General features: G+C 69.1%; 21 protein-coding genes. 8 read left to right on the forward strand and 13 right to left on the reverse strand.

The genetic code is table 11. From position 1 onward, the window contains the following. The first annotated feature begins 4 nt into the window (after positions 1-4). Positions 5-202 (forward strand): MbtH family protein, encoded by a 198-nt coding sequence (locus tag ACLJPX_RS01420; protein ID WP_101607171.1) that lies wholly within the window; start codon positions 5-7, stop codon positions 200-202. A 46-nt stretch (positions 203-248) separates the two neighbouring features. On the opposite strand, the gene ACLJPX_RS01425 is transcribed toward ACLJPX_RS01420, so the two are convergent. Further along, positions 249-635 carry a winged helix-turn-helix transcriptional regulator gene (locus ACLJPX_RS01425; RefSeq protein WP_410598330.1) on the reverse strand — a complete coding sequence of 129 codons (387 nt, stop codon included), beginning with the start codon at positions 633-635 and terminating at the stop codon, positions 249-251. 98 nt (positions 636-733) lie between these two features. Here ACLJPX_RS01425 and ACLJPX_RS01430 point away from each other — a divergent pair, with 98 nt between their 5' ends. Continuing rightward, entirely contained in the window at positions 734-1,588 is an 855-nt protein-coding gene (locus ACLJPX_RS01430) for an alpha/beta fold hydrolase (protein WP_410598331.1), read from the forward strand. Here the strand turns inward: ACLJPX_RS01430 and ACLJPX_RS01435 are convergent. Continuing rightward, a complete protein-coding gene (locus ACLJPX_RS01435) occupies positions 1,569-2,678 on the reverse strand; it encodes a serine hydrolase domain-containing protein (protein WP_410598332.1) in 1,110 nt (369 codons plus the stop codon). The two genes, ACLJPX_RS01430 and ACLJPX_RS01435, sit on opposite strands and share 20 nt — an antisense overlap. Positions 2,679-3,384: 706 nt before the next feature. Then, on the reverse strand, positions 3,385-9,075 hold the full coding sequence (locus ACLJPX_RS01440) for a CHAT domain-containing protein (protein WP_410598333.1): 5,691 nt from the start codon (positions 9,073-9,075) through the stop codon (positions 3,385-3,387). 62 nt (positions 9,076-9,137) lie between these two features. On the opposite strand from ACLJPX_RS01440, the gene ACLJPX_RS01445 reads away from it, so the two are divergent. Together ACLJPX_RS01445 and ACLJPX_RS01450 are read left to right on the forward strand one after the other, a co-directional pair. Continuing rightward, positions 9,138-9,527, forward strand: a complete 390-nt coding sequence (locus ACLJPX_RS01445) for a hypothetical protein (RefSeq protein WP_410598334.1) — start codon at positions 9,138-9,140, stop codon at positions 9,525-9,527. Then, positions 9,524-10,339, forward strand: coding sequence for a hypothetical protein (locus ACLJPX_RS01450; RefSeq protein ID WP_410598335.1), 816 nt, complete (start codon positions 9,524-9,526; stop codon positions 10,337-10,339). Before ACLJPX_RS01445 ends, ACLJPX_RS01450 begins: the two co-directional genes overlap by 4 nt. 107 nt (positions 10,340-10,446) lie before the next feature. Here ACLJPX_RS01450 and ACLJPX_RS01455 read toward each other — a convergent pair whose 3' ends face one another. Continuing rightward, entirely contained in the window at positions 10,447-11,169 is a 723-nt protein-coding gene (locus tag ACLJPX_RS01455; protein WP_410598336.1) for a DUF2695 domain-containing protein, read from the reverse strand. Positions 11,170-11,375: 206 nt separating this feature from the next. Here ACLJPX_RS01455 and ACLJPX_RS01460 point away from each other — a divergent pair, with 206 nt between their 5' ends. Next, the gene (locus ACLJPX_RS01460) at positions 11,376-11,705 is read left to right on the forward strand and encodes a hypothetical protein (RefSeq protein ID WP_410598337.1); all 330 of its coding nucleotides are present in this window, start codon (positions 11,376-11,378) and stop codon (positions 11,703-11,705) included. A 126-nt stretch (positions 11,706-11,831) separates the two neighbouring features. Here the strand turns inward: ACLJPX_RS01460 and ACLJPX_RS01465 are convergent, their stop codons facing one another. The 3 genes from ACLJPX_RS01465 to ACLJPX_RS01475 form a co-directional block, all read right to left on the reverse strand. Continuing rightward, a complete protein-coding gene (locus ACLJPX_RS01465; protein WP_410598338.1) occupies positions 11,832-12,713 on the reverse strand; it encodes a helix-turn-helix domain-containing protein in 882 nt (293 codons plus the stop codon). 9 nt (positions 12,714-12,722) lie between these two features. Then, positions 12,723-13,526: an alpha/beta fold hydrolase gene (locus tag ACLJPX_RS01470; RefSeq protein ID WP_410598339.1), complete on the reverse strand. Its 804-nt coding sequence runs from the start codon at positions 13,524-13,526 to the stop codon at positions 12,723-12,725. A 281-nt stretch (positions 13,527-13,807) separates the two neighbouring features. After that, the gene (locus ACLJPX_RS01475; protein WP_410598340.1) at positions 13,808-14,551 is read right to left on the reverse strand and encodes an SGNH/GDSL hydrolase family protein; all 744 of its coding nucleotides are present in this window, start codon (positions 14,549-14,551) and stop codon (positions 13,808-13,810) included. Between the two features lie 111 nt (positions 14,552-14,662). Here ACLJPX_RS01475 and ACLJPX_RS01480 point away from each other — a divergent pair, with 111 nt between their 5' ends. The 3 genes from ACLJPX_RS01480 to ACLJPX_RS01490 are packed head-to-tail and all read left to right on the forward strand — an operon-like array spanning position 14,663 to position 17,195. Beyond that, complete coding sequence (locus tag ACLJPX_RS01480) at positions 14,663-15,337, forward strand: response regulator (protein ID WP_410598341.1); 675 nt, start codon at positions 14,663-14,665, stop codon at positions 15,335-15,337. Then, a complete protein-coding gene (locus tag ACLJPX_RS01485) occupies positions 15,334-16,722 on the forward strand; it encodes a sensor histidine kinase (RefSeq protein ID WP_410598342.1) in 1,389 nt (462 codons plus the stop codon). The genes ACLJPX_RS01480 and ACLJPX_RS01485 overlap by 4 nt, the downstream gene beginning before the upstream one ends. Then, positions 16,719-17,195 (forward strand): hypothetical protein, encoded by a 477-nt coding sequence (locus ACLJPX_RS01490; RefSeq protein ID WP_410598343.1) that lies wholly within the window; start codon positions 16,719-16,721, stop codon positions 17,193-17,195. The genes ACLJPX_RS01485 and ACLJPX_RS01490 overlap by 4 nt, the downstream gene beginning before the upstream one ends. On the opposite strand, the gene ACLJPX_RS01495 is transcribed toward ACLJPX_RS01490, so the two are convergent. The 6 genes from ACLJPX_RS01495 to ACLJPX_RS01520 form a co-directional block, all read right to left on the reverse strand. Then, positions 17,196-18,422 carry an acyltransferase family protein gene (locus ACLJPX_RS01495; protein WP_410598344.1) on the reverse strand — a complete coding sequence of 409 codons (1,227 nt, stop codon included), beginning with the start codon at positions 18,420-18,422 and terminating at the stop codon, positions 17,196-17,198. Positions 18,423-18,491: 69 nt separating this feature from the next. Then, entirely contained in the window at positions 18,492-21,290 is a 2,799-nt protein-coding gene (locus ACLJPX_RS01500) for an AAA family ATPase (protein ID WP_410598345.1), read from the reverse strand. 93 nt (positions 21,291-21,383) lie between these two features. After that, positions 21,384-23,027 (reverse strand): hypothetical protein, encoded by a 1,644-nt coding sequence (locus tag ACLJPX_RS01505; protein ID WP_410598346.1) that lies wholly within the window; start codon positions 23,025-23,027, stop codon positions 21,384-21,386. A gap of 25 nt (positions 23,028-23,052) precedes the next feature. After that, entirely contained in the window at positions 23,053-24,225 is a 1,173-nt protein-coding gene (locus ACLJPX_RS01510; RefSeq protein WP_410598347.1) for a hypothetical protein, read from the reverse strand. Between the two features lie 31 nt (positions 24,226-24,256). After that, positions 24,257-24,649, reverse strand: coding sequence for a PAAR domain-containing protein (locus ACLJPX_RS01515; RefSeq protein ID WP_410598348.1), 393 nt, complete (start codon positions 24,647-24,649; stop codon positions 24,257-24,259). Continuing rightward, a complete protein-coding gene (locus ACLJPX_RS01520) occupies positions 24,621-25,280 on the reverse strand; it encodes a DUF4255 domain-containing protein (protein WP_410598349.1) in 660 nt (219 codons plus the stop codon). The genes ACLJPX_RS01515 and ACLJPX_RS01520 overlap by 29 nt, the downstream gene beginning before the upstream one ends. Positions 25,281-25,399: the final 119 nt, after the last annotated feature.

The following is a 25,399-nucleotide window of genomic DNA, read 5'->3' on the forward strand; positions in this document are numbered from 1 at the left end:
CCCGATGGACGACAACACCACCTTCCAGGTCCTGATCAACGACGAAGAGCAGTACTCGCTTTGGCCGTCGGACAAGGAGGTGCCGGAAGGCTGGCGCCCCGACGGCAAGACCGGCAGCCGCCAGGAGTGCATGGATCACGTGGACGAGGTCTGGACGGACATGCGCCCCCGGAGCCTCCGGGAGCGGATGGCCGCCGAGTGACCGGTCCCCGGGGACGGTGGCCCACCGTCCCCGGGAGCCAGGTTTCTCACTCTTCGGCAGCGGCGTGGGCATCGCTGAGCGCGTTGGCCTGGTCGATGCCTGCCATGTTCTCCTCGGCCCAGGTCCGGAGCGCCGCCAACGGGACTTCGAGGGACAAGCCCAGGTCGGTGAGCCGGTAGTGCACACGCGGTGGCACGGTGGGCTCCACGCGGCGGGCGACCAGGCCGTCGCGGACCAGGCTGTGCAGGGTCACCGACAGCATTTTCTGGGAGACACCGGGAATCCGGCGCCGCAACTCGGCGAAACGCACCTCGTTCGGGGCCGCCTCCGCGAGCACCTTGACCGCCATCGACGTCCATTTCGTGCCGATGCGGTCCAAAAGCCGCCGGGTCGGGCACTCGGGGTCGAACAGATCGCCCTTCTTGGGGGTCACCTGGAGCTCACCACCTGAGGGGAAAGTGCCGTCTTGGCGGCACCGCGGAAGTTACCTACGGTTTTCTGGTAACCAATGGTAACCACCGTGGAGGCACCGTGCCCGGCACACTGCGACAGATCACCGTCAACGGCATCCAGACCACCGTGGCCACCGCCGGTTCCGGACCCGCGGTTCTGCTGCTGCACGGGTTTCCGCACACCTGGCGGCTCTGGACCGAGATCATCGGGCCACTGGCCGATCATCACCGGGTCATCGCCCCGGACCTGCGCGGACTCGGCGACGGCACCCGCGCCGCGGAGGGCTATGACGCGGGCACGCTGGCCGCTGACGCCGAAGGCATCCTCGACGCCCTCGACGAACCCGCCGCGGAGGTGGTCGCCATCGACGCCGGCACCCCGGCCGCTTTCCTGCTCGCCATGCGACGGCCGGAGCGGGTGCGGCGACTCGTGCTGATGGAGTCACTGCTGGGGTCACTGCCCGGCGCCGAGGACTTCCTCGACGCCGGCCCACCGTGGTGGTTCGGGTTCCACGCCGTGCCCGGCCTCGCCGAAACGGTCCTGGTCGGACACGAGGCGGAGTACCTCGACTGGTTTCTCGCCGCGGGCACCCTCGGTCGCGGGGTGCCGTCCGAGATCCGCGACGCCTTCGTCGACGCCTACACCGGACAGGACGCCCTGCGCTGCGCTTTCTCCTACTACCGCGCCATGCCGGCCACGGCCCGCCAGATCGGCGAGGCCGTGGCGGCGGGCAGGCTCACCATGCCCACGATGGCGATCGGCGCCCATCCGGTCGGCCGCGCGCTGGAACGGCAGCTGCGTCCCGTCGCCGACGACCTCACCGGTCACCTCGTCGAGGATTGCGGCCACATCATTCCGCTGGACCGGCCCGCGGAACTGCTTCGGCTCCTCACCCCGTTCCTCGCCACCGACGTCAGCAGAAGACCTCGGTGAGCAGCTTGCGGAACGCGTCGTTCGGGTCGCCCGCGGTCGGCGCGCTCGTGATCGAGAGCTCCAGCCGCTTCGCGGTGTCCGGCGTGGTCAGCAGCTGTGAGGAGTAGCCGGGAATGCCGCCGCCGTGGCCCCACACCTTGGTGCCGCACGGCAAGGTCTCCACCTGCAGGCCCAGGCCGTACTGGGGGCTGACCGCGGTGGTCTTGCTGATCTCCTGCTGCTGCGCGGGCCGGAGCAGCCTGCCGCTCGCCAGCGCCACGCCGAACGTGTCCAGGTCGCGGGTCGTGGAGATCACCTCGCCCGCGGCCCAGGCGACCGACGGGTTGATGCGGGTGACGTCGTTCGGCTTGCCGGCCACGGTCGCGTAACCGTGGGCGTGCGGCCCCCTGATGTCGACGTTGTCGCCGGGAACCTCGGTGTCGTCGAGGCGCAAGGGCTTCAGGATCCGCTGCTCGACCGCCTTCGCGTACGGCCTGCCGGTCAGCTTCTCCACCAGCAATCCCGCGACCACGTAGTTGGTGTTGGAGTAGTTCCACCGGGTGCCGGGATCGAAGTCGAGCGGCTTGTCGGTGGAGATCTTGAGCAGTTCCCGGGGACTCCAGTGCTTGTAGCGGATCTTCTCGAACTCGTCCGGGTCGAGCGGCAACCCGTCGGTGTAGTTGTAGAGACCACTGGTGTGCTGCAGGACCTGGCGCACCGTGACGCGGCTGTCGATCAGACCGGGCAGATAGCGGACGACCGGCGCGTCCAGGGCGACCTTGCCTTCGCCCGAGAGCTGCAGCAGGACCGTCGACACGAACGTCTTGGTGATGCTGCCGACGCGGAACCGGCCGTTCTCCGGCACCGGGCGGTTCGAACCCAGTTCCGCCTTGCCGGAGCGCGCGGTGAAGCGCTGATGGCCGTCGGTCACCCTGACCTGCGCGCCGAGCGCCGCGCCGCTCGCGGTGAGCTGGTCCAGCGCCTCCTGCACGACCTTGCGGTCGGCGCTGGTGTCGGCGAGCGCGGTGCCCGTGGTGGCGAGCAGTCCGGCCGCGGTGAGCGCGACCACGAGCCGAATCCTCTTCAAAGGCCGAGGCAATGTTCTTTGCATAATCGGAAAAACTCCCCTCGAAGCCCGAAGGCTCTCCCCAGGCGGCGGTCCACCGCCGGCCCGACCGACGCTAGCGTCCGGTGATCAGCACCCCCAGCACCGGAAATCACAACCACTCGAACAGAGCAAAACACCCGGCACCGGATGATCCAGCCGGCGCGTCCTTCTGCCTTAGCCGCGTCCGTCGGCGAACCGTAGGCCACCAGGGTGGTTTCGATCGGAGAGGTCGTGGCCGCTCGCCACGCATCGACCGCTTCGCGGCATGAGAGGACGAAGTGACCAAGGAAGGGCAAACGTGTCGTGTTCGCGAGCGGGTCGCGCTGGGACTCAAGGCTCCCTTCGCCGCGTTCGATACGCGGGGTCGTCGCTATCGCGGATCTGGACTGGCCACCGGGTCCTGACGCCCGATTGGAGTACTTTGCGCGTTTTCGTGCGGGGGTCGTGAGTGATAAAGAGCGTTAGAACGACTCTTACCGCTCACGACCCCCGCGCAAACCACCCAAATCGGGCCAACATGCGCTGAAGGTGTCCTCTGTGGACACTCGAGGAGCATGTCTGGCCACGGATGACGAGCCCACTCCGTCACCCTTACGACCAGCGGATAGCCGACTTTGCCGGAACCCCGGCGCTAGACGCAGTGAAGGGGTCCTTCACATACTTGGGGACGGCGTGAAGATCGACTTACCCTCGAAACGCACCCCGTCGTTCACGGTCCGAAGTGGACATATGAGGCCCAGATGGCCGGGTTGCGGGGAGCCGAGTCGCGCAAGGCACGCACGGTGCGGTGGAGCAGGTGGGCGGTGCCGTCGAGACGCAGGCCCGAAGGCCCGAGCAGCCCGCTGTACATCATCTTGGTCACCTCGACCGCGGTCCGGTCCGTGATGGTCCACAGGGTCGCGATCACCTGCCGGTAACCCGCGAGCTGGAGTGCCGCGGCGAGGTGGATGGCCTCGTCGGGCAGGGTCGTGCCACCGATCGCCGTGCTGCAGGCCGAAAGATAGGCGAGTTCGGCGTGCTCGAGATCCAGCTCCGCGACCTCGAGCACGGTCAACGGTTTGTCCCACAGGTAGAGACTGCCCGTCGATGGCTGTTGCAGGTTTTGCCCGCCATGGCAGGCGAAATGTGCGAGAGCGTGGGTGCGCAGGTCGGCGGTGATCGCGGCGTGAGTGGCGGTGTCGGCGACACGCGACGTGAGACCGAGGGGGAGCGCGTGAGAAAGGAACTCGGCTTCCGCGCGGGCGCAGGGCAGCGGGCCCATGTCCGGGGTGCCCGGAACCGGTGGGGTCTCCGGCATGCTGACCACGAGGACACGTCGGTCGGCGGGTTCGACGGCGTCGGCGGTGTTCGCCTTCGCCAGCGCGCGCAGGGTCGGCGTGTAGGACGACACCGCGCGGTCGATCACCGTGCGCCCGGCGGGGGTGTCGGCCGGGTCGTGATAACCGGCGGCGTGCAGCGGGAGCAGGGTCAGTGATCCGGTGGGGCACCACCACAGCCGTGGCAACGGCTCGTCGTGGCCGCGGTAGCCCAACCGGGTCAGCACCGGATCGGCGACGTTGTCCCACAACCATTCCAGGGTCGCGTGCACCGTTTGCCTGGCGCCGGTGGTGGCGAAATTGCCTGGCCCGCCGGGATTTTCCAGCAGCCTCAACGCCCGCAGGTACCCCTCTGCCCGCCGCCCGGCCTCCCCGAACGACAGCGCGGGCAGCGGAACGTGCTCGACGTCGCGGTCCCGGTGCACGATCAAGGCGTCACAGCGGGCTTCGTCGACGTTGAGCAGGACGATGGGACCGTCGGGCAGGCCCTCGCGCAGGGTGGCCAGCGGCGGGATCCGCAGGAGGTATTCCAGTCCTGGCAAGGCGCGTGCTTCGGTGAGCAACCGGTCCCAGTCTTCGGCCAGCTTGATTCGGTCGGACCGCATGCGCTGGCTCGGGTCGCTCCACGGATCGGTCGTGGCGGCGGCCTCCGGGATGTCGGGCACGGCCGTGGCCGCCAGCTTCGTCGCCACGGCGCGCAGCCGGTCGTGCAACGCGACGTCACGTTCCCGCAGCATCGACAGGTCGTCCCTGGTCTGCAACGCCTGCGACCACAACACGGAGCGGCCCTGCTCGAGCAGTTCCACGGCGCGGCCGGGGTCACCGGCCTCCAGCGCCGCGGCGGCGGCCATCCTCGCCAGGCCCTCCCACACCGTCAGCCTGCGCTCGCGCGCGTCGCGTTCGACGCCGTGCCAGGCCACCTGGGGTATCAGCGCGACAGCGACGCCGAACGCCTCCGTCGCGGAGGCCCAGTCGCGCTGCCGGACGGCCAATTCGGCCCACAATCTGGCCGCGGCCGCCCGGTACGCCGGTGCCGTGGCGGGAGCTTCGACCGCGGTCCGGTAGGCGGCGACCGCGGCGTCGAGGCCGCCCCCGCCTTCGACACGCCTGCGTTCGTGCAGCCTTCCCAGCGTCACCCAGGCCACCGCGACCCGGGGGTCACCGGCGGTCATGCTGTCGATCGCCCGTCCGGCCAGCTCGATCGACTCGGCGGCGTCCGCGTCGTCACCACCGCGGTCGTACCTGGTGTGCAGGGCGGTCGAAAGGTTGAGGACGCACAGCGGGTACATCGAGTGCGTCACGTCGGTGATCGCGATCGCTTCCCGGACGAGTGCGACGGCCCGGTCCAGTGCGTCCCGGCCCGGGCGCCGGTCACGGCGGGTGCGCAGCAGCCCCGCCAGGTTCATCAGGATCTCTCTCCGGTTCGAGCTCTGGGGTGTGCTGCGGTCCACCGCCTCGTTCAGGGCGGCGACCGCGGCGTCGAGGTCCGCGGTGTCGCGCCCTTCCAGGTACCGGATGTGCAGCGCGGTCCCGAGGTTCATCAGGCATATCGACACCGCCGGGTGATCCGGCGGCGCGGCGGCGACGGCCGATCGCCCGGCGTCCACGGCGGCGTCGAGGTCGGCGGCCGAGCCGAGCAGCCCCGCCCGCGTGCGTAGCGCGTTGGACAGGTTGGTCAGCATGATGGGCCGCAGCGTGTGCCCGGGGTGGGCGCCCTCCGCCGCCTCGAACAACGCGTCGACGGCGGCGTTGAGGTCGGAAACCGTTCCGGTCCGATCGAACCGGGACCACAGTGCCAGCCCCAGCGTCATCAGGTTGACCGCCGAGGCGACGTACCAGTTGGGCGAGCGTGCGCCCTCGCGGCCCAAGTCGATGGCGGCGTCGAGGTCGTCGAGATCGCCCGTGGCCAGCGATCTGGTCAGCAGGCCAAGGGCCAGCGCGGTGACATGGACACCCCGTTCGGCCGGTGTCGTGCCCGGCAGGGTCGCGGCGCGCTCGGCGGCCGCGATGGCCTCGTCCAGATCGGCGCGCTCCGCCAGGATGCTGTGCCGGCCACGCAGTGCGGACGCCAGCTCGGACAAGGCGTTCGCCGCTATCGCGTTGTTCGTGCCCGCGGCGGCCACCCCGCGGCGCAGCACCTCGATCGCCTCGGCCAGCACCTCGAGGTCGCCGGTCCGCTCGAACCGCAGGGCCAGCAGCGTGCCCAGCATGATCAGCGTGTGAGCCCGGTTGGCCTCCTCGTCCTGGGTGTGGGCGAGGACCGCTCTGCCGATTTCGATCGCTTCGGTGAGCAGAGGCTCTTCTCCGGAGTTGAGGAAACGCAGACGGAGCGTGCCCGCCAAGAGGATCCCGGCCGTGATCCGGCCCGGGCTCGCCACCGGTAGCCCGTCACTCGCGACTTGCAGCAGTTCACTCGCCTCGGCGAGCGCGACCGGGTCGTTCGACCACTGCCCGTGCAGCGACAGCGCGCCTCCCAGCATCAGGCTGAATTGGGCTGTCTGGTCGCGCGATCGGGACGAAGCGAGACCGGGCCGCAGCACCGCGATCGCCTCGTCCAGATCCGCGGTGGAGGCCATGGCCTGGAAGCGGGCCCGCAGGGCGAAGCCGAGATAGAACCGGAGCGTCGGCAGATCTGGATTGTCCGCGCCGGCCCGGCCGAGCACCGACCGCAGCGCGTCGACGGCCTCGGTGAGATCGGCGGGGTCGCGGGCCCACTCGTACCGGTCGGTCTGTGCGGCCGCGACATTTCCCGCCAGCAGCAGCGCGTCGGGGCTGGTCCGAAGGGCCGCCTTGCCGCTGTCGATCGCCTCGGTCAGTGCGCTTTGGTCGCCATGGCGGTAAAAGCGGATGCGAAGCACTTGGATGAGGTTGTTCACGAACATGGTCCGGTTCATTCCGGTGGCATGCGCCAACGCGGCCCGCAGTGTCGTGGCGGCCGCCTCCAGGTCCGCTATGGCACCGGTGTTCTCGTAGCGGGACATAAGCGCGTTGCCCAGGGTGAGAGTGACCGTCACCGTCGGGACCTCGCCGGGTGGCGTTGCCGCGTAGCAGGTTTCGATGGCTTCGGTCAGCTTCTCGGGGTCGCGCTCCGAGGTGGCCGTCGAGGTCAGGATCGCGGCCAGAATGCCGAGCATTCGATACCGGCTCGAGTCGTCCGCGCCGGTGGCGGCGAGCGCTGAGCGGATCAGCCGGGCCGCCGTCTCCCTGTCGGCCGGTTCGCCCCTGGCTTCGAAGCGTTGCAGGTGTGCCCACGCGGTGTCGGCCCGCAGGTCGGGCAGTTCGGGACCGTCGGCGGGCAGGGCTTCGACGACCCGGTGCAACACGGCGACGGACTCGTCGAGGTCGGCCGGGTCCGAATTCCGGCTGTACCGGAAACTGAGTGCGTTCGAGAGGGCGGACGAACACTGCGTCAACGCGGAGGCGTCGGGAGCCAGCGGCACCGTCGCCCGCAGCGTCTCGATCCGTTCGTCGAGGTCCGCCGCCCGGCCTGTGCGCAAGAAGCGCCACCGCAGCAGTTCCGCCAGCTGCCAGAGCTGCTGGCCATGGATCACCGTGTCACCGGGGATGCCCTGCGCGCCCGCTCTCGTCGTCTCGATGGCTTCGTCGAGCTCACTGTCATCGATCGCGCCGTCGGCGCCCGCCAGCTTGACCGCCTCGTACAGCACCATCGAAAGGGCTGTGAGCATCGGCGCCCGGCCGTGTGGACCGCCCGCGCCGGCCGTCTTCGCCTCACGAAGGACGTCCACGGCTTCCCGGAGGACCTCCTGGCCACCGGTCGCCCGGTACTGGCGGCGAAGTGACTCACCGAGGGACAGCAGTGCGGTCCCGCGAAGCGGACTGTCCGCGGGCAGTCCCGCCAAGGTCGCTCTCGCCGCCTTTATCGCCTCGGCAGGGTCCGTGTTGTCGGCTCGCAGCACGGTCGCCAGCGTGGCCTCGACCGCCCACCTCAGCGGGTGGCCTTCTCCGATGGCCGCGTCGGCCTCCCTGGCCAGTGCGATCGCTTCGGCCAGGTCGGCTTCGTCGGGACCATCAGGTGTGGAGAAGGCCGAGGCATACGCGAACCGGGTCTGGAGCGAGCTTGCGAGGTTGAGCAGCGCGGGGACATGGGACTCGCTGCCCTCGGGGAGGCTCCTCAGCGTCTCCCGCAGGTACCGGACACTGTCGGCGATGTCGGCGGGATTGCCCGTACGGACGAACCTGACCCGCAGGGCGCTGCCTCGCAACAGGAGCGCTTCACCGAATGCCGGGTCGTCCGAAGGGCAGTTCGCGAGGACTTCCCTGGTCACCTCGACGTACTCCTCGACCACGGCGAGCGGACCGCCGATATTGCACTGGGTTTCCAAGGCCAAGGCGAACTGCGACAGGAAGGCGACGCGGTTCGGGTCGCCGGTCGGCAGAGACGACACCACTTCGCGCAGGAGCACCGTGCTGTCGGTGAGGTCCTGTTCCTGCCCGCGGATGCCGAACCGGGTGAGCAGTGCGACCCCGAGAGGAAACCGGACCGCCGGGGCTATCGGGTGCCCGGCCGACTCGAGTGCCGCGCGGCCCGCCGCGACGGCGTCGTCCAGATCCGCCTCGGCGGTCGTCCATTCGAAGCGCTGGTTCAACAGCACCATCAGGTTGAACCGGTGCGCCGGACGGTCGACCTCGCTGCCGACGTCGACGGCGGCTCGACAGGCGGCTACCCCCAGGTCGGTCAGGACGGGATCCGCGGCCGCCAAAGCGACGTCGGTGATCGCCGACGCGTAGAAAGGTCCGAGCTCCGCGGGCGTGAGTCCCGGATAATGGTTCTCCTGAAGCCAGCTGAGCACCGGCGGTGGCACTACGCCAGGAAAGGATTCGGCGAGCGGGGCGAACAGTTCCGTACAGATCTGGATATCAGGCCCGACGCTGCCCGGCGACAGGGCACAATGCCGCAGCCAGTGCAGCATTCCGAGTTCTCGAAGCAACTCGGGAGGCAGGTCGGTACCGATGGCAGGCAGGATCAGGCGAGCGGCGTCCGCCACGGCAGCGGGTGTGGTGACCTCGTCGGCCTCGCCTGTTTCCAGACAACGGCGAATGCGTTCCAAGAGCGAGATGTCCACTCCTCCTTCGCCACCCACTACGGTGCGGTAGACGATTCAGGATGGCACAGGGGAGGGGCGACGTGGCGGTATTCGACGAGGGACAAGCGCTCGTTCTGTGGTGCACCGTCATGCCGGATCTGCGCCAGGCCGCCATCGCCGGCCGATGGACCGACAGGCTCGAACGCGCCGCCTCCCGAGTGCGAGAGGGCGGTTCGGCCTTGGACGCGTGCAGGCAGTTCGACCTGCTGGACGCCGAGTCGGCGGAGCAGACCAGGAGCGCGGGCACTCCCGACAGCATGCCCGTGTATCCCACACCGCGGAGCGCTCGCGTGCCACGGACCGGGCGTGGCGACTACAGCTGCCCGCGCAAGGTGTGCGCACGCCACGACCACCGGGACGACGCCGGGCATCCGCCCGTGTGCGCCTTGTTCGACGACGAGCCGATGCTGCCGACGGGCGCGACGCCGTGAACCCCTTCTTGTCGTCGCTGAGCGGCAAACTCGCCGAGCGATGGGTCGCGACACTCGTGCTGCCGGGGGCGTTGTTCATCGCCGCGGTGGTGTGCGCGGTCCGGCTGGGCCACCGCTCCGCGTTCGACCTTGCCTCGGTCACCGGCTGGATCGTGCGGGAGGCGCCGCGCCTGCCGCTCGCGGCGGTGGCCGTCTTCCTGCTGGTCGGTGCCACGGCGGCGGCCATGGCGGCGCAGGCGGTCGGCAGCCTCGCCGAGGCAGTCTGGACCAGACCGTGGCGCGGACCGGCGCGTCTGCTCGCGCGGGGGCTGGTGGCCTTACGCGGCAGGCTGTTCGATCGCGCGGCGGCCAGGGCGGGGGTGGACCCGGTAGCCGCCTACCGGCCACGACACCCGGCCTGGATCGGAGAGCGGTTCCGGCTGCTGAACGCCCGGATCGCCGGGCAGTACCACGGCCTCGATCTGGGCCTGGTATGGCCGCGTTTGTGGTTGCTGGTCCCGGAAACGGTCCGTACTCCGGTGCAGGCGGCCGAATCCCAGTTCAGGTCGGCCACCAGGCTCGTCGGCTGGGGCGTGCTGTACCTCGGTCTCGGGATCCATTGGTACCCCGCGGTGCTGCTCGGAATCGGCACCGTCGCGCTGGGGTGGAGCCGGGCCCGATCCGCCGCCGCGACCCTCACCACGTTGATCGAAGCCACGGTGGACACCCATCTCGACACGATCCTCACCGCTCTCGGTCACACCGTGCCGACCGTGGGCTTCACCGCCGAGCTGGCCCGCCGGATCAACGACCGGTTGGCCAAGGGCGACTGACCACCCGGTCTTGAGAAACACCGTGCGGTCACAGGAACAACCGGCTCGGCATGAGCGGGTGTTCGTGCTGCTGTGACAGGTGTCTGCGGGTGGCTTGAGCTGTGTCGTCAGGATTCGGTGGTGCCGGCGGTCCGGGGCTGGTCGGGGTTTCGGCGGAAGTGGTCGAGGATCTCGCAGTCGCAGGAGCCCAGCAGTTTCACCGCGGATCGGGAGAGCAGATCCCAGGACAATCCTCGGGATTCGATCCAGTTCCTGGTGGCGGGGAAGGTGAACCGGTGGTCGCACGCCGCGCTCGCCAGGCGTTCCCTCAGGTGCCCCACGAGGGCGTGGCGGTCGTCCGGCGCCAGGCCGAGCCGCCGGTCCGCGCGCCGGACCCGGTCGGCGTGGAACTCGTCCCTCCGGGCGCGGGCGGCCTGGTCGGTCAGCCTGGCGGTCCGCAGCCGCGCGTCGAAGACCTTCACCCGGAACCGTTCCAGCGACAGGATGGTGGTGAAGTGGCCGTCGGTGGGCAGGACGGCGATCTCGTGCCCCTCCCGGTGGAAGCGCTCGAACACGTGGTCCAGTAACACGTCGACGTCGACCGGGACCGCTGGACCGGCGTCCTCGAACCCCATCGCCTCGGCGGCCATCACGGCCAGCCGGGGGTGCGGCCACAACGGGACCAGGGCGTTGTCCTGGTCGTCGATCTCCAGCAGGCCGGTCTCGAAGTCCCACGCCCACACCGTCTCGGTGGCGGCGACGGTGGAGAAGAAGTACTCGTCGCGTCCGGGCCGGCCACCGGCCCACAGGTCCCGGGCCCCGTCATCCGACAACGAAGAGATCGTGGTCATCGAGCCTGCTCCTCATCATCCGCAGTGTCAGAGGCGAAGACTATCCGGACAGGGCAACAAGAACCGCCACTTCGAACTGTTCATTCCCCTCACGGCATGAGCGTGCACTCGGCTCGCCAGGGCCAGGTGCACGATCGATCAGCCCGACGTTCGCCGCTTCTGGAAGACTGAGCTTCGTGTGGAGGGGCAGATCTGGCCGGAAGTCGGTGATCGCGGACGCGGTCGTCGTCATCGTTCACGAATCGATTCTGGTCATGAGAGCGATGGCCCATCGACGCGAAAGCATGTGCGACGAGTTCTTTCCAGGTTTCGACTACCACCAGCAGATCCGCGAGCTGGCGGACCTGTGTGACAACCTCGTGCCCGGGTTGCGGCCGACCGGCCCACGACGCCCGCAAGACGCGTTGCAGTTCACCTGGGACAACCGAAGTCGGCACCAACAGGGCTGGATCCGTCACTGCCTCGCCACACGTGGGCTCCGTGTCGAAGATCTGGTCTCGACGGCACCTCATCGGCATCGGGTCATGCCCAACTGACTATCCCGGCGCAAGCGCAGTGTCGACGGGAGCGACCGATCAGCGGCATGAGGGGGCGGTCTCCATGCGGCGGATCGGGCTTCTACTGGATGCGCGCGCTGGACAGCGAATCCGTAGCTGGCTGTTCTAACGACGATTGAGGATGTGTTGGCCTGCTGGTGCAAGGTTGCGGTTCGGTGATGACGCGGGCCACGCGACGTCGTCGATGGCGAGCCACGGCGCGACGGCCACGACCGAGGGCGTGTGCCCGGTGAACACCTTGACCTCGCGGTGGAGGTGGGATTGGTCGGCGTAGCCGCACTGGGCGGCGACGCTCGCGGCGGTGTGACCGGCCGCGAGGAGGTGGGCGGCGTGGTCGAACCGCACCAGCCGGATGGCGCGTTTGGGGCTGATTCCGAGCTGGGACCGGAAGCGGGACCACAGGCGCTTGCGGTCCCAGCCGACCTCACCTGCCAGGCTGTCGACCTGTATCCGCCCTCGGGTCGTGAGCGTTCGCCGCCACGTGTGGGCGACTTCCGGTTCGACCGGGATGCGGGCACGCATCCTCCGGCCCACGAACTCGGCCGCAATCCTGAACCGTTCGTCCCATGACGCGGCGGCGCGCAACCGGTCTTCGATTCGCCCGGCGTCGCGACCCCAGACGTCTGCCAGGGGTGCCATCGTCCCGCTGAGATCGGGTGCCGCGTCGAGCACCGCGGCCGCCACGTCCGGCTCCAGCCGGATCTGGAGACATTCGCCCACCCGGCCACCCGCCCGCAGATCACCGGGCACGAGCCCGATGACGACACTGCCCCGCTCGCGCCGGCCGCGGCTGTCGCAGACGATGCCTTCTCCCTCGCTCAGATCGATGAGCACGGTGACGGTGGGATGCGCGACCATGGTGATGTCCACGGGGGCGGGGAGACTCTGGCGGAACCCGGCCATGCTGATCCCCGGCAGCCGATCCGACCGGCGCGGAACCGCGATGTCCACCGTGTTCCAGTCAGGCGGTGTTCCAGTCGAAAGCACACGACCAGTCTAGGGATCAGGGACCACGGGCGTCGTGTCCACGGCCCGTTCTCGCGAGGTCCAGCTCAGCAATAGCTCGCTGATCGCCTCAGGCGCCTCGAACATGGGAAGGTGCCCGACGCCGGACAGCAGTTCGATCCGCGCACCGGGCACCATCTCGTACTGGCGCACCGACGACGGGTCCCAGCGAGGGTCGGCGCTACCGAAGACCGCCAGCACCGGAACGGTGAGGGCGGCGAGACGATCAGGCACGCCGCGCTCGGCGATGTATTCGGTGTTGCGGCGCAAGATCGTTCTGAACGTGCCGTAGGAGATGTGCTTGAGATCGGCGACCGCGTCGTCGGGTACGTCCACCGGGCGAGAGGCCGTTGCCCCGATTCCCTTGCGGATGACCGCATCCGAACGCCTCGGCCAGATCAGCGGGCCGAACGGCGGGCCCAGCAGGAGCCGAAGGATCAGCGGCTGGGAAAGCAGCGCGCCGGGATACGGACCACAGCTGATCAGCGCGACCGACCGCACCAGGTCGGGGCGCTGTTCGGCGAGGGCGGTGGCGACGTAGCCGCCACTGGAGTGCCCGACGACGGTGACATCCCTGAGGCCGAGGTCGTCGAGTACCGCCGCCACTCGGCCCGCCTGCGCGGGTACGTCGTAAGGCGGCGAAGGTGGGGATTGGCCACAGCCTGGGAGGTCCACCCGGATGACGTGGTGGTGACCGGCAAGGGCCGGGACCACCTGGCTCCACGAGGCCCCCGAAGCCCCCGATCCGTGGATGAGCAACAGCGGCGGGGCCTGCCACGGACCGTCGTGCGCCACGTGTATTTCCTGCGAACACTCAACGCCGTTCTCACTCATGCGGGGAGCGTGCACGATCGCTGACCGCCAGTCTTGGACAAATGTCGTCGTGAGATTCTCACCACGCGCTCCGTATGAGCGAGCACTCGGCCGAAGGCGTACCCAACGTCCGCTCATCGGCATGAGCGGACGCCACTCACTGCGCGCAACCGGCCAACTGAAGCGCCTTGAAGTTCCGAAGAAGTGCGAGTGCCTGCTGGACGATCTCGGCTTCCATCAGCTGACCCGCGCGATCTCGTTCGTCAGCAGCCTTGGAAGTGCTTGTCGGCCGACCAGCCGGTGTTGGCCCAGCTTTCCGCCGCCGGGGGAGTGAAGCCCGGGATCACCGCGGCCAAACCGGTGAGCAGCCAGCTGGTGAAGCGCGCGGCTCCTTGAGGGCAGGTGTGGATGCCGTCGGCGCTGCGGTCCGCTTTGCCGTCCTTCGTCTGCTCGTAGGCGCTGCCCCACACTTCGACGGCGTCGAGCACGACGGCCTTGCCGCCGGATCCCGCCGCCACCGCGCGGGCGACGTCCGGGGTGCGCTCGAGTTCTGCCATGTGCGGCTTGTAGAAGTCGTCCGGTTTCAGCGGGGGCATGGTGACGAAGACCAGTTTCGCGCCGGCGCCCGTCGTGGTGCTCAGCAGTTTCTCGTAGGCGGTCTGCTGCTCCTGCCGGGTTCCCCAGTCGTAGCTGGCTATCTGGTAGACGACCACGGTGGGCTTGGCGGAGGTGATCTGTTCCGGCAGTTTCTTCCAGTTTTCGTCGGAGAAGGGGCCGACGACGTTCCCGCCGCCCTCCGCGGCTATGGAGGTGAAACCGGCTCCACCGGCCTTGAACGCGGCGGCCAGCGGCAGGGCCTCGCCGACGGCGATGGAGTCGCCGAGGAAGAGCACCTTGGCCTGCTCCGAGCTGACCGTGGCCGGGCCTGGGGCGGCCTGGGTCGAGCAGGCCGAGGTCGCCAGGACCAAACCGGCCAGGCCGAGCATGATTTTTCGGTTCTTGGTCATGTCCTCGACCGTGCCGACGCCGTGTCCCGGGCGTTCCGCGATCGTGTCCCGGTTGTGTCGCAGAAGATCGCCTGACCGATGAGACGGACCGGAAGAGTCCATAATGGACACGTGGTGGCGATATTGCTCATCGAAGACGATCCGCTGGTCAGGCGCGGCCTTCAGCTGGCGTTGTCCAGACACGGACACGATGTGCGGACCGCGGAGACCGGCGAGGACGGGCTGGAGCAGTTCCACGTGTCCGCGCCGGACCTGGTGGTGCTCGACTTGATGTTGCCGGGGATCGACGGATTCGAGGTGTGCCGCCGGATCCGGGCGGCGGGCGAAGTGCCGGTGATCATGCTGACCGCGCGGGGTGACGACTTCGATGTCGTCGGCGGCCTGGCGGCGGGTGCGGACGACTACGTGATCAAACCGGCGCGGCCCACCGTGCTGGACGCGCGGATTCGTGCGGTACTCCGCCGTGGAGCCGCTCCGGCCGAGGGCGTGCGGGTGCACCGCGACCTGCGGATCGACACCGCCGCGCTCGCCGTGTCCGTGCGCGGCGAGCCGGTCTCGCTGACGCCGACGGAAATGCGGCTGCTGTTGACGTTGTCCCGGGCACCCGGTCGGGTGTTCAGCCGTAGCCAGTTGCTGGAAGAGGTGTGGGAGCACGACTACCTCGGTGATTCCAGGCTGGTCGACAACTGTGTGCAGCGGCTGCGGGCGAAGGTCGAGGACGACCAGGCGAGTCCGGTGTACGTGCAGACCGTCCGGGGGTTTGGCTACCGGTTCGGGCCGGTATGAGTGCCCGCCGGCTGGTGCCGCGGGGGCTTCGCGCCCGCTTGCTGGTCGCTTTCGTCCTGGTCGCCGTGCTCGCGGCCGCCGCGGCCGCCTGGTCGAGCGCCCGGTCGGCGAGCGCCGCGCTGGTCGCCACCACCCAGCAGCGGCTCGCCGGCACCCTCACCGGCCAGATCGCCGCGCTCGCGCCCCAGCTGACCTACCCGCCGACCCGGGACTCGCTCGACCGGCTGCGCGCGGCCCTCGGCGCGAACACGCTGGTCACCTACGGGGATCTGCGCTCCGTGGCCGGGGCCGACCTCGCCACGGATTCGCTACGAGCGGCCGTGCGCGGCGAGAAACGGCTGGTCACGCAGCGGCTCATCGCGGGCGAGACCCCGTGGTTGCTGATCGGCACCCCGGTCATGCTCACCGCACCGGACGGCGCCCGTGCCCCGTCCGGTATCGAGGTGTACTCGGCGCACGATCTCACCGGAGTCGAGGAGCAGATCGATCGCCTCACCCGCTCCGCCGCGATCACCGCCGCGCTGGCGTTGCCGCTGGCGGTGCTCCTGGCGCTGCTCGCGGCGGGCAGTGTCCTGCGGCCGGTGCGGAAGCTCCGTGACACCGCGCGCCGGCTCGCGGCGGGTGATCTCGACGCTCGCACACCACCGCGGGGCGCGGACGAACTGGCCGATTTGACCGTCACCGTCAACGAGATGGCCGAGTCGCTGCAGCGCATGCAGGCCGACGCCAAGCGGTTCGCCGCGGACGTCTCCCACGAACTGCGCACCCCGCTGAGCACGCTGACCGCGGTGGTGGAGGTGATGGCGGCCACGGCGGACACGATGGAGCCGGACGCCCGGGAATCGGCGCGGCTCGCGATCACCGAAACCCATCGGCTGGTCCGGCTGGTCGAGGATCTGATGGAAGTGTCCCGTTTCGACGCAGGCACCGCCCGGATGCGGTGGGAGGAGACGGACGTCGCGGTCGCCGTGCGGGACTGCCTCCGGTCCCGGGGCTGGCTGGAGCAGGTCGAACTGCTGGTGCCGGAGGAGATTTCGCTGCGGCTGGACCGTCGCCGCCTGGACGTCGTCGTGGCCAACCTGGTCGGCAACGCGCTGCGGTACGGCGCGCCACCGGTGCGCGTGCGGATCTCGGTGCTGCCGGACCAGGTCCGCGTCGAGGTGACCGATCACGGCCCCGGTTTGCCGGAGCACGTGCTGCCGAAGGTGTTCGACCGCTTCTACAAGGCGGACACCGCGCGCACGCGAACCCCGGGCAGCGGGCTCGGACTGGCGATCGCGCGCGAGAACGCGCGCCTGCACGGCGGCGACCTCACCGCGGACAACACCGTCGACGGCGGTGCGCGGTTCGAGCTGTGGCTGCCACGGAACCTGGAGGACCGGTGAAACGCATCCGCCTTGTGGCGCTGGCCGCCCTGCTGCTGGCGGGCTGCGGAGTCGCACCCTCGGGCCCTGCCGCCGACGGTGACGCCCCGACCGGTGTCGCGCCCGGGGTGACGCTGTACTTCGTCGACGCGCACCGTCGGCTCCAGCCACAGCTCAGGGAGACCGGGCGACTCGGCACGATCGCCGAAGCGGTATCACTGCTGCTCAACGGCCCCGGTGGCTCGGGGATGGACACGGAGATCGCATCGACGCAGGTCACCCAGGTCGTGGTGACCACCGAACCAGGCCTCATCCAGCTTCTGGTGCCGCTGACCGACCGTGAGGTCACGCCACTGGGTATCGACCAGGTCGTGTGCACGGCGCTCGGCGTCCACGTGCAGAGCGGGGGATCGAGGGACACCAAGGTACGGATCAGTTTCACGCAGCCCACCCCGGAATCGGATGTTCAGCGGACCTGCCCGCTGAACACGTGATCAGCGGGCACTTCCGAGCCGGGTGATGTCGATGCCGGGCGGTCCGGGGGCGGGAAGGGCGAGCCACAGCAGGGCAAGGGCGACCATGAACGCCGCGAACGCGAGCACCCCGCTCCGGCCCCGTGCCCACTTCGCGCGGAACCGGATGGAGTCTTCGACCGCGTACTTCGACAACGCGGCCAAGCCGATCGACAGGACGCAGACCAGCACGGTCCGGGGCCATCCGCCGGTCCCGGTCCACTGCGCGGACACCAGCACGAAAACGGGCCAGTGCCACAGATAGAGGCTGTAGGAGATCAGCCCCATCCAGCGCAGTGGCCGCCAGGCAAGGATCCTGGCGGGCACCGTTCCCGGAGCCCGGACACACAACCCGATCAGCACCGCGGCGGCCAGCGAGTGCGCGAAGAGGCCGCCGGTGAACAGCCACGGCGAGCCCACACCGTCGGCGAACCACCACAGCACACCGATTCCGGCAGCCAGGAACGCCGGCACCACTCCCGTTGCCCGGGCCGTCAAGCGGGCCAGGACGTCGCGCACCGGGCCGCTGGCGACCATCGCGCCCAGCAGCAGGGAGAACGCCCGCGTGTCGGTGCCGGTGTAGACCCGGGTCGGATCGGACGGCGTCAGCAGCGTGATCATCAGCACCAGGGAGACCACCGAGGCCGCGAGCGTGATCACGGCGACCCGCCGGTGCAGTAGCCGTCGCCCGGCCAGGGCCAGGATCGACAGCAGAACCGGCCACACCAGATAGAACTGCTCCTCGACCGCGATGCTCCACAGATGCTCGAAGACCCGGGCCGAGCCGAAGCGGTCCCAATACCCGGACGACTCCGCGATCAGGTGCCAGTTGACCAGGTTCAGCTGCACCCAGGGTCCGTCCCCGAGCGTCGTCCGCACCACGTCCGGTGACGCCGCGAGCCACACCACGACGGTGACCACGGCGAGCATGGCCGCCAGGGCGGGAAGCAGCCGTCGGATCCTGCGGCCCCAGAAAGCGGTCAGTGACACCGTCCCGGTCGCCTCGGCCTCACGCAGGATCAGGTCGGTGATGAGGTAGCCGGACAAGGTGAAGAACAGGTCCACCCCGAGGAAACCGCCGGGCAGGAGATCGGTGTGGAACAGCAGGACGCCGAGAATCGCGATTCCTCGCAATCCGTCCAGCGCGGGGACGTGCGTCCCGCGTCCGGCGTCCGCGCGAACCACCGGGGCCTGGTCGATGTTCGTCATGAGCCCGACTGTGCTGCGGCGATGTCGGCCGCCGGTCCCGGGACTGTCGCAGTCTTGTCGCAGGCAGGCTCATCTCGAGTCGGCGGGCGGTCCGGAGAGCGCGTGGCGGCCTCCGGTGAGGAGGTCCCGCAGTTCTTTTCGTGAACCGAGCCCCAATTTCGCGTAGATGTTCCCCAGGTGGAATTCGACGGTCTTCACCGTCACGAAGATCTCCGCGGCGATCTCCCGGTTGGTCAGGTGTTTGCCGACGAGACGGGCCACCTCGCTTTCGCGGTCGGTCAGCCCGGCCAGCGCGGTCGGATCGAGGGAGACGTCGACCTGCGACTCGGTCAGGTCCGCGTCGGCCCGCCGTTCGAACGGGACCGCGCCCAAGGCGGCGAAGCGGATTTTGGCCGCATGAAGCCACTGTGCGCCGGGGACGGGTCTCGCCGTTCCGAGGAGGCGGCGAGCGTGCTCATGGAGCAGCAGGCCGTCGGCGAGAGAGACGCCGAGCGCGGCCGGGGTGGGGTAACGGTTTTCCACGCAGTGGAGGGCGGCGGCGTGGTCACCACGGGCGGCCAAGAACGACGCCGTCAGGCGGATCACGGTGCTTTCCCAGGAACCGACGCCGCTCGCCTTCGCCGCGAACACCTTGAGCTGCGCTCGTGCTTCGGCGATCCTGCCGGTGCCCAGGAGGGCTTCCACCAGGAGCGGGCGCCACCAGAGACTCCACCATTCGTGCGCCCCCGTCGCCTCGGTCAGGCCCGGGATGGCTTGGAGCGCGGAGAGTATCGCGGCCGGATCGTCTTTCGCCTGTCCGAGAACGGCTCCCGCGATTCCGGCGTACCGCAGGTCTTGGAGCGCGCCGGTCCGCGCGGCGGCCTCTTCCGCGCGACGGACGTGCCGGGCGGCCGTCGCCCAGTCGCCGCGTCCCGCGGGGACCAGGGACGCGGCGAAACTGCAGAGAGCCTGGTTCGTGGGCTGCTCTTCCGCCTGGGAGACGGACACGACCTGCGCGATGGTGAGCGCGGCCGCGTCCCAGTCTCCCGACTGGTAGTAGGCCGCCGTCAGATACGAGTAGGGGCAGGTTCCGCTGAGGAAATGCGCGCCGCTCCGGTGACGGCGCCGCACCTCGTGCAGATCCCGTTTGGCCTCGTCGAGCCTGCCGAGCACGGTGCGCAGCGCGCCGCGGCAGGCGAGTGAATCCAGCTGGGGGGTCGGGACTTCGGCCGGTTCGGGGGACAGGTGCCCGAGTTCGTCGAGGCCGCTCTCAAGCCCGTCGCGTCGGCCCCTGGCCACCGCGAGCAGCACCTTGGTGAAGTCCGCGAGGCCGGTCGGCACCTCACCGAGCGACAACGCGAGCCGCCCGTGCTCGATCACCGAATCGGACTCGCCGCGCCAGGTCAGCGCGCCCGCCAAACCCGCCGCGGCCGACGCGCGCACCCAGCGGGGCGCGTTCTCCGCCTCGGCCTGGCGCAAGGCGGCCGTCAGTTCCCGCTCGGCCCGCACCCGTTCGCCCGAGCCGAACAGGGAGACGAGACCCTCGCACAGGGAACGCAGGGCGGACCGGGCGCAGCGGGCGATCCGGGCCTGCGCTCCCGAGGCGCGCCACCGTTCCTCGCTGAGCAGCTGATGGATGACCGACGTGAGCAGCAGACGTTCGGCGTCCGGCCCGGACGGCGAGATGTCGGCGGCCCAGCCGAGATAGGTGGCGGCGGGTCCGTGCTCACCGCGGTCGGCCTCCTCCTGGGCGGCCTTCTCCAGCTCCCGCGCGAGGTCGCCGTCGGTCATGGTCACCGCCGCGACCCGGTGCCGCCACGAACTCGCCCGGTCCACGGTCTCGGCCGCCCGCAGGTGCAGCCTGCTCCGCCGGGTCGGTGTCAGCGAGAGATAGACGGCTTCCCGCTGCACGTCATGGGTCAGCTCGACCGGACTCGACACCTCGCGTGGCCACCACGTCACCAGACCCGCTTCGAGCGCCGGTTGCAGCGCCTCTTCCGCGTGCTCGATCGCGGCCACCTGCGCCACCCTCGCCAGCGGAGACCGGACGCCGAGCACGGCGAGCGCGGCCAGCAGTTCCCTGGTCTCGGCGGGCAGCCCGGCGAGAGTCCTCCGCGCCGCGACGACCGCCGAACTCGGTGCCGTCCGGAACAGTTCCCCGGTGGCCAGAGCCTCCGGCTCGACCTCCTTGAAGAGGGTGCGCAGATGCGCGGGGTGCCCTCCGGTGTAAGCACACAACCGCTCGACGACCTTGCCGGGGATGGCCTGCCCGAGGATCGTGCTCGCGAGGGTGGCCACCTCGTCGGTGGCCAGCCCGGTCAGTTCCACCCGTACCGCCGCCGGCCCCTCGCCGAGCGGGTCGCCCGCCCGGGTGCCGTCCGCGGCGGTACGGCTGAGGGCGACCACGAGCAGCTGATCGGCCCAGCTGCGCCGCAGCACGAATCCGAGGGCGGTCAGCGACGGCGGGTCGGCCCAGTCGAGCCCGTCCAGCAACAGCGCGACCGGGCTGCGGTCCAGCAGCCCGGACAGCGCGGCGTGCAACTGCTTCCCGACCGCGAGCGGGTCCACTCCCGCCGGACGCCGTCCGGACAGCAGCGGCAACGACTCGCCGGCGCCCGCGGGCAGGCACAGCGCGAGCTGGTCGACGACACCGAACTCGCTGCCGGCTTCCGCGGGGTCGCCGACCGCGCGCAACAACCGGAAGTCCGGCACGCCCGCGAAGAACCGGCGGGCGAGCGCCGTCTTGCCGATCCCCGCGAGACCCTCCAAACGGACGAGATGGTGAGTGCCGATCCGGACCTTCCCCGTGACGTCGGCCAGGAACGCGAGTTCGGCGGCACGCCCGACGAAACCGCCGGTGAACGGGGTGATGGCGCCGCGTTCCCTCACATCGCCCCCGCTTTCTCCGCAGACTCAGGCATTCTGCCCGCTATGGGACGAATGGACCAGAAGGTTGGGCCACCCGGGGTAACGGCGTTCCGGTCAGGCCTGCGCGTACTTGAGTTCGACGGCCGTCATCTCGGCGATCCCCTCCTGCAGCTTCATCATCTCGACGTTGGAGATCAGCCCGGGGTCGTGCGCCGGATCGACGAAGCCCAGAACCTTCACGACCACCGGCCTGAGGCTCTTCGCGATCACCCCGTCGATGAGCCACTGAGGAGTCAGGTAACCGCCGAGCTTGTTGGCCTTTTCGACCGACGCCGCCGCCGCCTTCAGGCCGAGGCCGGAAAGAGCGGCCGCGTGCTTCTTCAACATCTTTTCGCGGGTCTTCACGTCCTTGATCTGATCGAAGTCCGCGACGAGCAGGGCCACCTCGGCCTTCAGCTCTTCACTCAGTTCCGTTTTCGCCTTCACCCTGGTTCGGGCCTTTTCGATGAGCCTGTCGACCTCCGAGTCGTCGTTCAACGCCGACCACTTGGCGATCATGGTCTTCTTGAAGTCGGTGAGGTCCTTCCGGCCCGAAGTCTCTTCCGCCTTGCGCGCCTCCTCGTGCACGCCCTTGAAGAACTCCGTCACGAGGGTCTTCACCGTGGGGAACACGAACGGGAAGACGCATTTGGCGACCACTCCGCCGACACCGGTGAGGTCCAGTCCGTAGCTCGCGACCGAGAGGAATGCGGCCGCCGCGGGTTCGGCCCGGCACAGGGCCCGCTCGAGGTCGGCTTCGTTGCGCTCGATGATGTAGTCGAGGATCGCCAGGGGATTGTCCGCGAGAAACTTATCCGCCTCCTTCTTGTACCCCGGATCGTTCATGATCTGCTTGGCCCGGCGCTTCCGGTCGAGTGATTCCGCGATGGCGCCGAACTCGCTGATCATCACCCCGCCGATCAGGTTGGCCGCGCTCAAGGCCTGCGAAGTGCCTTCCTCCGGCACCGCCGAAGCGGCGACGCCGGCACCGGTGTTGGCGCCCTTGAAGATCTCCTTGGTCAGCTTGATCGCGCTGGTGACCTCGTCGCCGGTGAACTTCTTCCCGCCGACACGGAACTCGTCGTTCTCGGCCACCGCCGCGTACCGCTGGAGGCTCATTTCCTTGGCGACCATCTTACGGCAGGCAGCGAGATTCTCGACGATGTCGTCGATGCACTTGCGCATCCGCGTGTGCATTTCGACGACATCGCAATAGACGTCCTTGCTGATGGCCGCCGCCGCGTCGCCCTTGGCGTACTTGTGGGACTTGCCGTAGATCTCCTTCACGTGATGGCTTCGTTTGAGGGTGAAGGAGAGCAGGTTCTCGGCGTTGCTGAGAGTGACCGCAGAACATTTGTGATAGAGAGTGATGTTTTGCAGCGGGAAGGTTTTCTGGTGCAGTGAGTGGATGACACCCTGTGCCGCGCCCGCGTCGACGGCCATGAGTTCGATCTCCTTGCGCAGCCGGATCATTTCCGGGTTGTCCTCGCGCAGGGTGCCGAACTCGCGATAGTCCTTGGCGGCGGTTTCCCTGGCCTTCTTGGCGTCCGAGTGATGTTTGATCCGGACTCCGACGTGACCGACCCCGACCCGGCTCAGGCCCCAGATCGAAAGAGTGAGCGTCGTTCCGTAATCAAGGTCGAGATCCCGGACGGCCTGCTTCACGGAAGCGGCTGCCTTGGCGTCCTTCTTCGAGGACGGCGGCGTGCTCGTCGTCATGGTCTTCCTCCTGGTTCACGAATGATCAGTGCTGTTCGGGGAGAATCGCCTTGACTTTCCCGGACACGGCCTCGTTCGCGCTCAGGCCCCTCAGCTCTTCCGCCGATGCCTGGTCGGTGAACTCCTGAATTCTTCCGAGGATCGCCTCCTCCCAGAGCTCCTGGATCTCGTCCCCGGTCAGGCCCTCGAACTCCGAAAGATCCGCATTCTCCATGATTTCGGTGACGACCTTCTCGAAGAACTCGTCGTTCTTCTCGAATTCTTCGGCCGCCTGCCGCATCTGCTCCTCGGATGCCTCGACGAGCTCGGCCAGTTCCGCTTCCACTCGTTTGTCGCGTTCGGCGACCTTTTCGGCGATCTCGCCACTGGGCTCCGCGGGCTGCTCGTCCGGCAGCGTGATGCCCTGCTCGGCGAACGCGGCCCTCTTGTCCTCACCGGCTTCGACGAGGGCGAGGAACTTCCCGGCTCCTTCCCCGACACCCCGGTCTTGGGCGAACTTCAGGAAGTAGCGCTTGAACTTTCCCCAGTCGGCTTCCCGGCCGGACCAGCCGCCCCAGCCCTTGGTCAGGGTGGCGTACCAGGCCTTGGGCTCGTACTGCGACCAGAGATCCGGCGCTTTCGTCCGCGCGACGAGTTGCTCGTGCGTCGCGATGGCGATGCCGTACCCGGCGAAGCCCCCGATCTTGTCCGGCGCACGCTCGACGTCGTCCAGCAGCAGCTGCGCCTGGGGGCGGACCCCGGCCTGATCGGCGTATCCGAGGAAGAATGCCTTGAAGCGATCCCATTCCTCTTCCTTGCCCGACCAGCCGGGCCAGCCGTTGCCGAGCACCTGGGTGAGGTGTGCGTACCAGCGTGGGGCGACGGCGCTGTCCCACGCCGGCAGCGCGGCGTTCTTTTCCGCACGGGACTTCGTCACGAGATCGTCGAAGAGCTGCGGCAGGTCGTTTTCCCGCTGCTTCATCCTGGACAGGGCGTCCAGTTGATCGCTGACCCGGGTGTCCATGTACTCCACGAACGTCTCCAGCGCCTTGTCGGGCAGAGAGCGCTCTTCCACTTGGGCTTTCAGGAGTTCCTTGCACCGCGACCAGTCCTCTTCGGACGCCGCGTAAGCGGTGCACACCGCTTCGAACCAGGACTCCACCTCGTTGCTGCTGAGTTTTCCCGCGACCGAGACAATCGCCGCTTCCATCGGTTCCACGTGCCTCACCTCGTTTCGGATTCGATCGGTTTCAGCCGGCCAGTACGGTGCCGATGGCGACGACGGTCCCGGTCGGGGCGGGCGCCGGATCGTTGCAGTCGAGAACCTGATCCCCGTCGCGTGCCAGCGGTTTCCCGTTCACCAGCACGAGCGGGCTGCCCGCCAGCACAGTGCCGCGGTTGTCCGGCGGCCGCTGGAAGATGCCACCGGTCGGCACATGCGGTGGGGTGTTGATCGCGACGCTGCCCACGACCGCCGCGGGCTGCCCGCCGATGAGCACGTCGGTACTGCAGCCGAGCGTGATCTTCCCGGCGAACGGCAGCTGGGTCGGCGTCGGCACGGGCCCGCCCGCCGAAGGGACCATGACGACATGCGTGTCGGTCCCGGTGACGAGGTCACCCATTTTCGCCGCGGCCCTGCCCATCGCGCACCCCTTCCGTGATCTTGGCCGGCAAGCGCCGCATACCGCCGGTGGACGGCCGAGGTGGCCTTAGCGTGCGAGCGCCCAGATCGACCGAGTTCGGCGGCGGTGCCGGTTCGCCGGACTCCGGCGGGGCCAGCGGGGCGACGACCACCAGGTCCAGGCAGCCGCGCGCGACCAGGCCCAGTGCCGCCCAGATGTCCACCGGCGCACTCGAAAGTCCCGGCCTGGCAACGGAAACGGTGACCGGAGAGGTCGCCGCCGAGAGAGTTCCGGTGAGGTGAGCCGCGGAGAGCCGCGCGGTCCGGGTGCAGGCCGAAAGGACGGCGCCGAGGAGCAGATGCTCCCGTTCGATGTCGTCGGCCCAGGCGGTGACCAGATAGCAGAGCTCGTAGCGCCGTGCTTCCTGCGTACGCCGCACGACGCGGCCGTCCGGCGCGCGTTCGTCCGACCAGCCGATCGGCGTACCCGCCGCGACGTCTTCCCGCACCCGGTGCAGGAAGATGCCGACCGTTTCGGTACCGGAGCACTCGGCGATCCAGTTCTCGCCTGGCGTGTCGAAGCGCACGACGACTTCGGGAGGCAAAGACTCCCTCAGCAGCGACCGCAGCGCTATGTCGACTTCATCGAACATGGCGCCAGTGTGCAGAGAACCGGTGCCCCGGCGGCAGCGATCCCGGTGCATCGGAGCGGCCCGAACGGTCTACCCGATCGGGCAAGCCGGTGTGCCCCCGGGCTCGTGGTGCGGCCCCG

It is taken from the genome of Amycolatopsis sp. lyj-90, from assembly GCF_046549035.1.
GTDB lineage: Bacteria > Actinomycetota > Actinomycetes > Mycobacteriales > Pseudonocardiaceae > Amycolatopsis.

Bases quoted from the DNA above. Each gene is read 5' to 3' on its own strand.
- ACLJPX_RS01520 (WP_410598349.1), bottom strand. From the start codon at position 25,280: ATGTTCGATGAAGTCGACATAGCGCTGCGGTCGCTGCTGAGGGAGTCT.
- ACLJPX_RS01495 (WP_410598344.1), bottom strand. From the start codon at position 18,422: ATGACGAACATCGACCAGGCCCCGGTGGTTCGCGCGGACGCCGGACGC.
- ACLJPX_RS01455 (WP_410598336.1), bottom strand. From the start codon at position 11,169: ATGACCACGATCTCTTCGTTGTCGGATGACGGGGCCCGGGACCTGTGG.
- ACLJPX_RS01515 (WP_410598348.1), bottom strand. From the start codon at position 24,649: ATGGGCAGGGCCGCGGCGAAAATGGGTGACCTCGTCACCGGGACCGAC.
- ACLJPX_RS01420 (WP_101607171.1), top strand. From the start codon at position 5: ATGGACGACAACACCACCTTCCAGGTCCTGATCAACGACGAAGAGCAG.
- ACLJPX_RS01475 (WP_410598340.1), bottom strand. From the start codon at position 14,551: ATGACCAAGAACCGAAAAATCATGCTCGGCCTGGCCGGTTTGGTCCTG.
- ACLJPX_RS01505 (WP_410598346.1), bottom strand. From the start codon at position 23,027: ATGACGACGAGCACGCCGCCGTCCTCGAAGAAGGACGCCAAGGCAGCC.
- ACLJPX_RS01485 (WP_410598342.1), top strand. From the start codon at position 15,334: ATGAGTGCCCGCCGGCTGGTGCCGCGGGGGCTTCGCGCCCGCTTGCTG.
- ACLJPX_RS01435 (WP_410598332.1), bottom strand. From the start codon at position 2,678: ATGCAAAGAACATTGCCTCGGCCTTTGAAGAGGATTCGGCTCGTGGTC.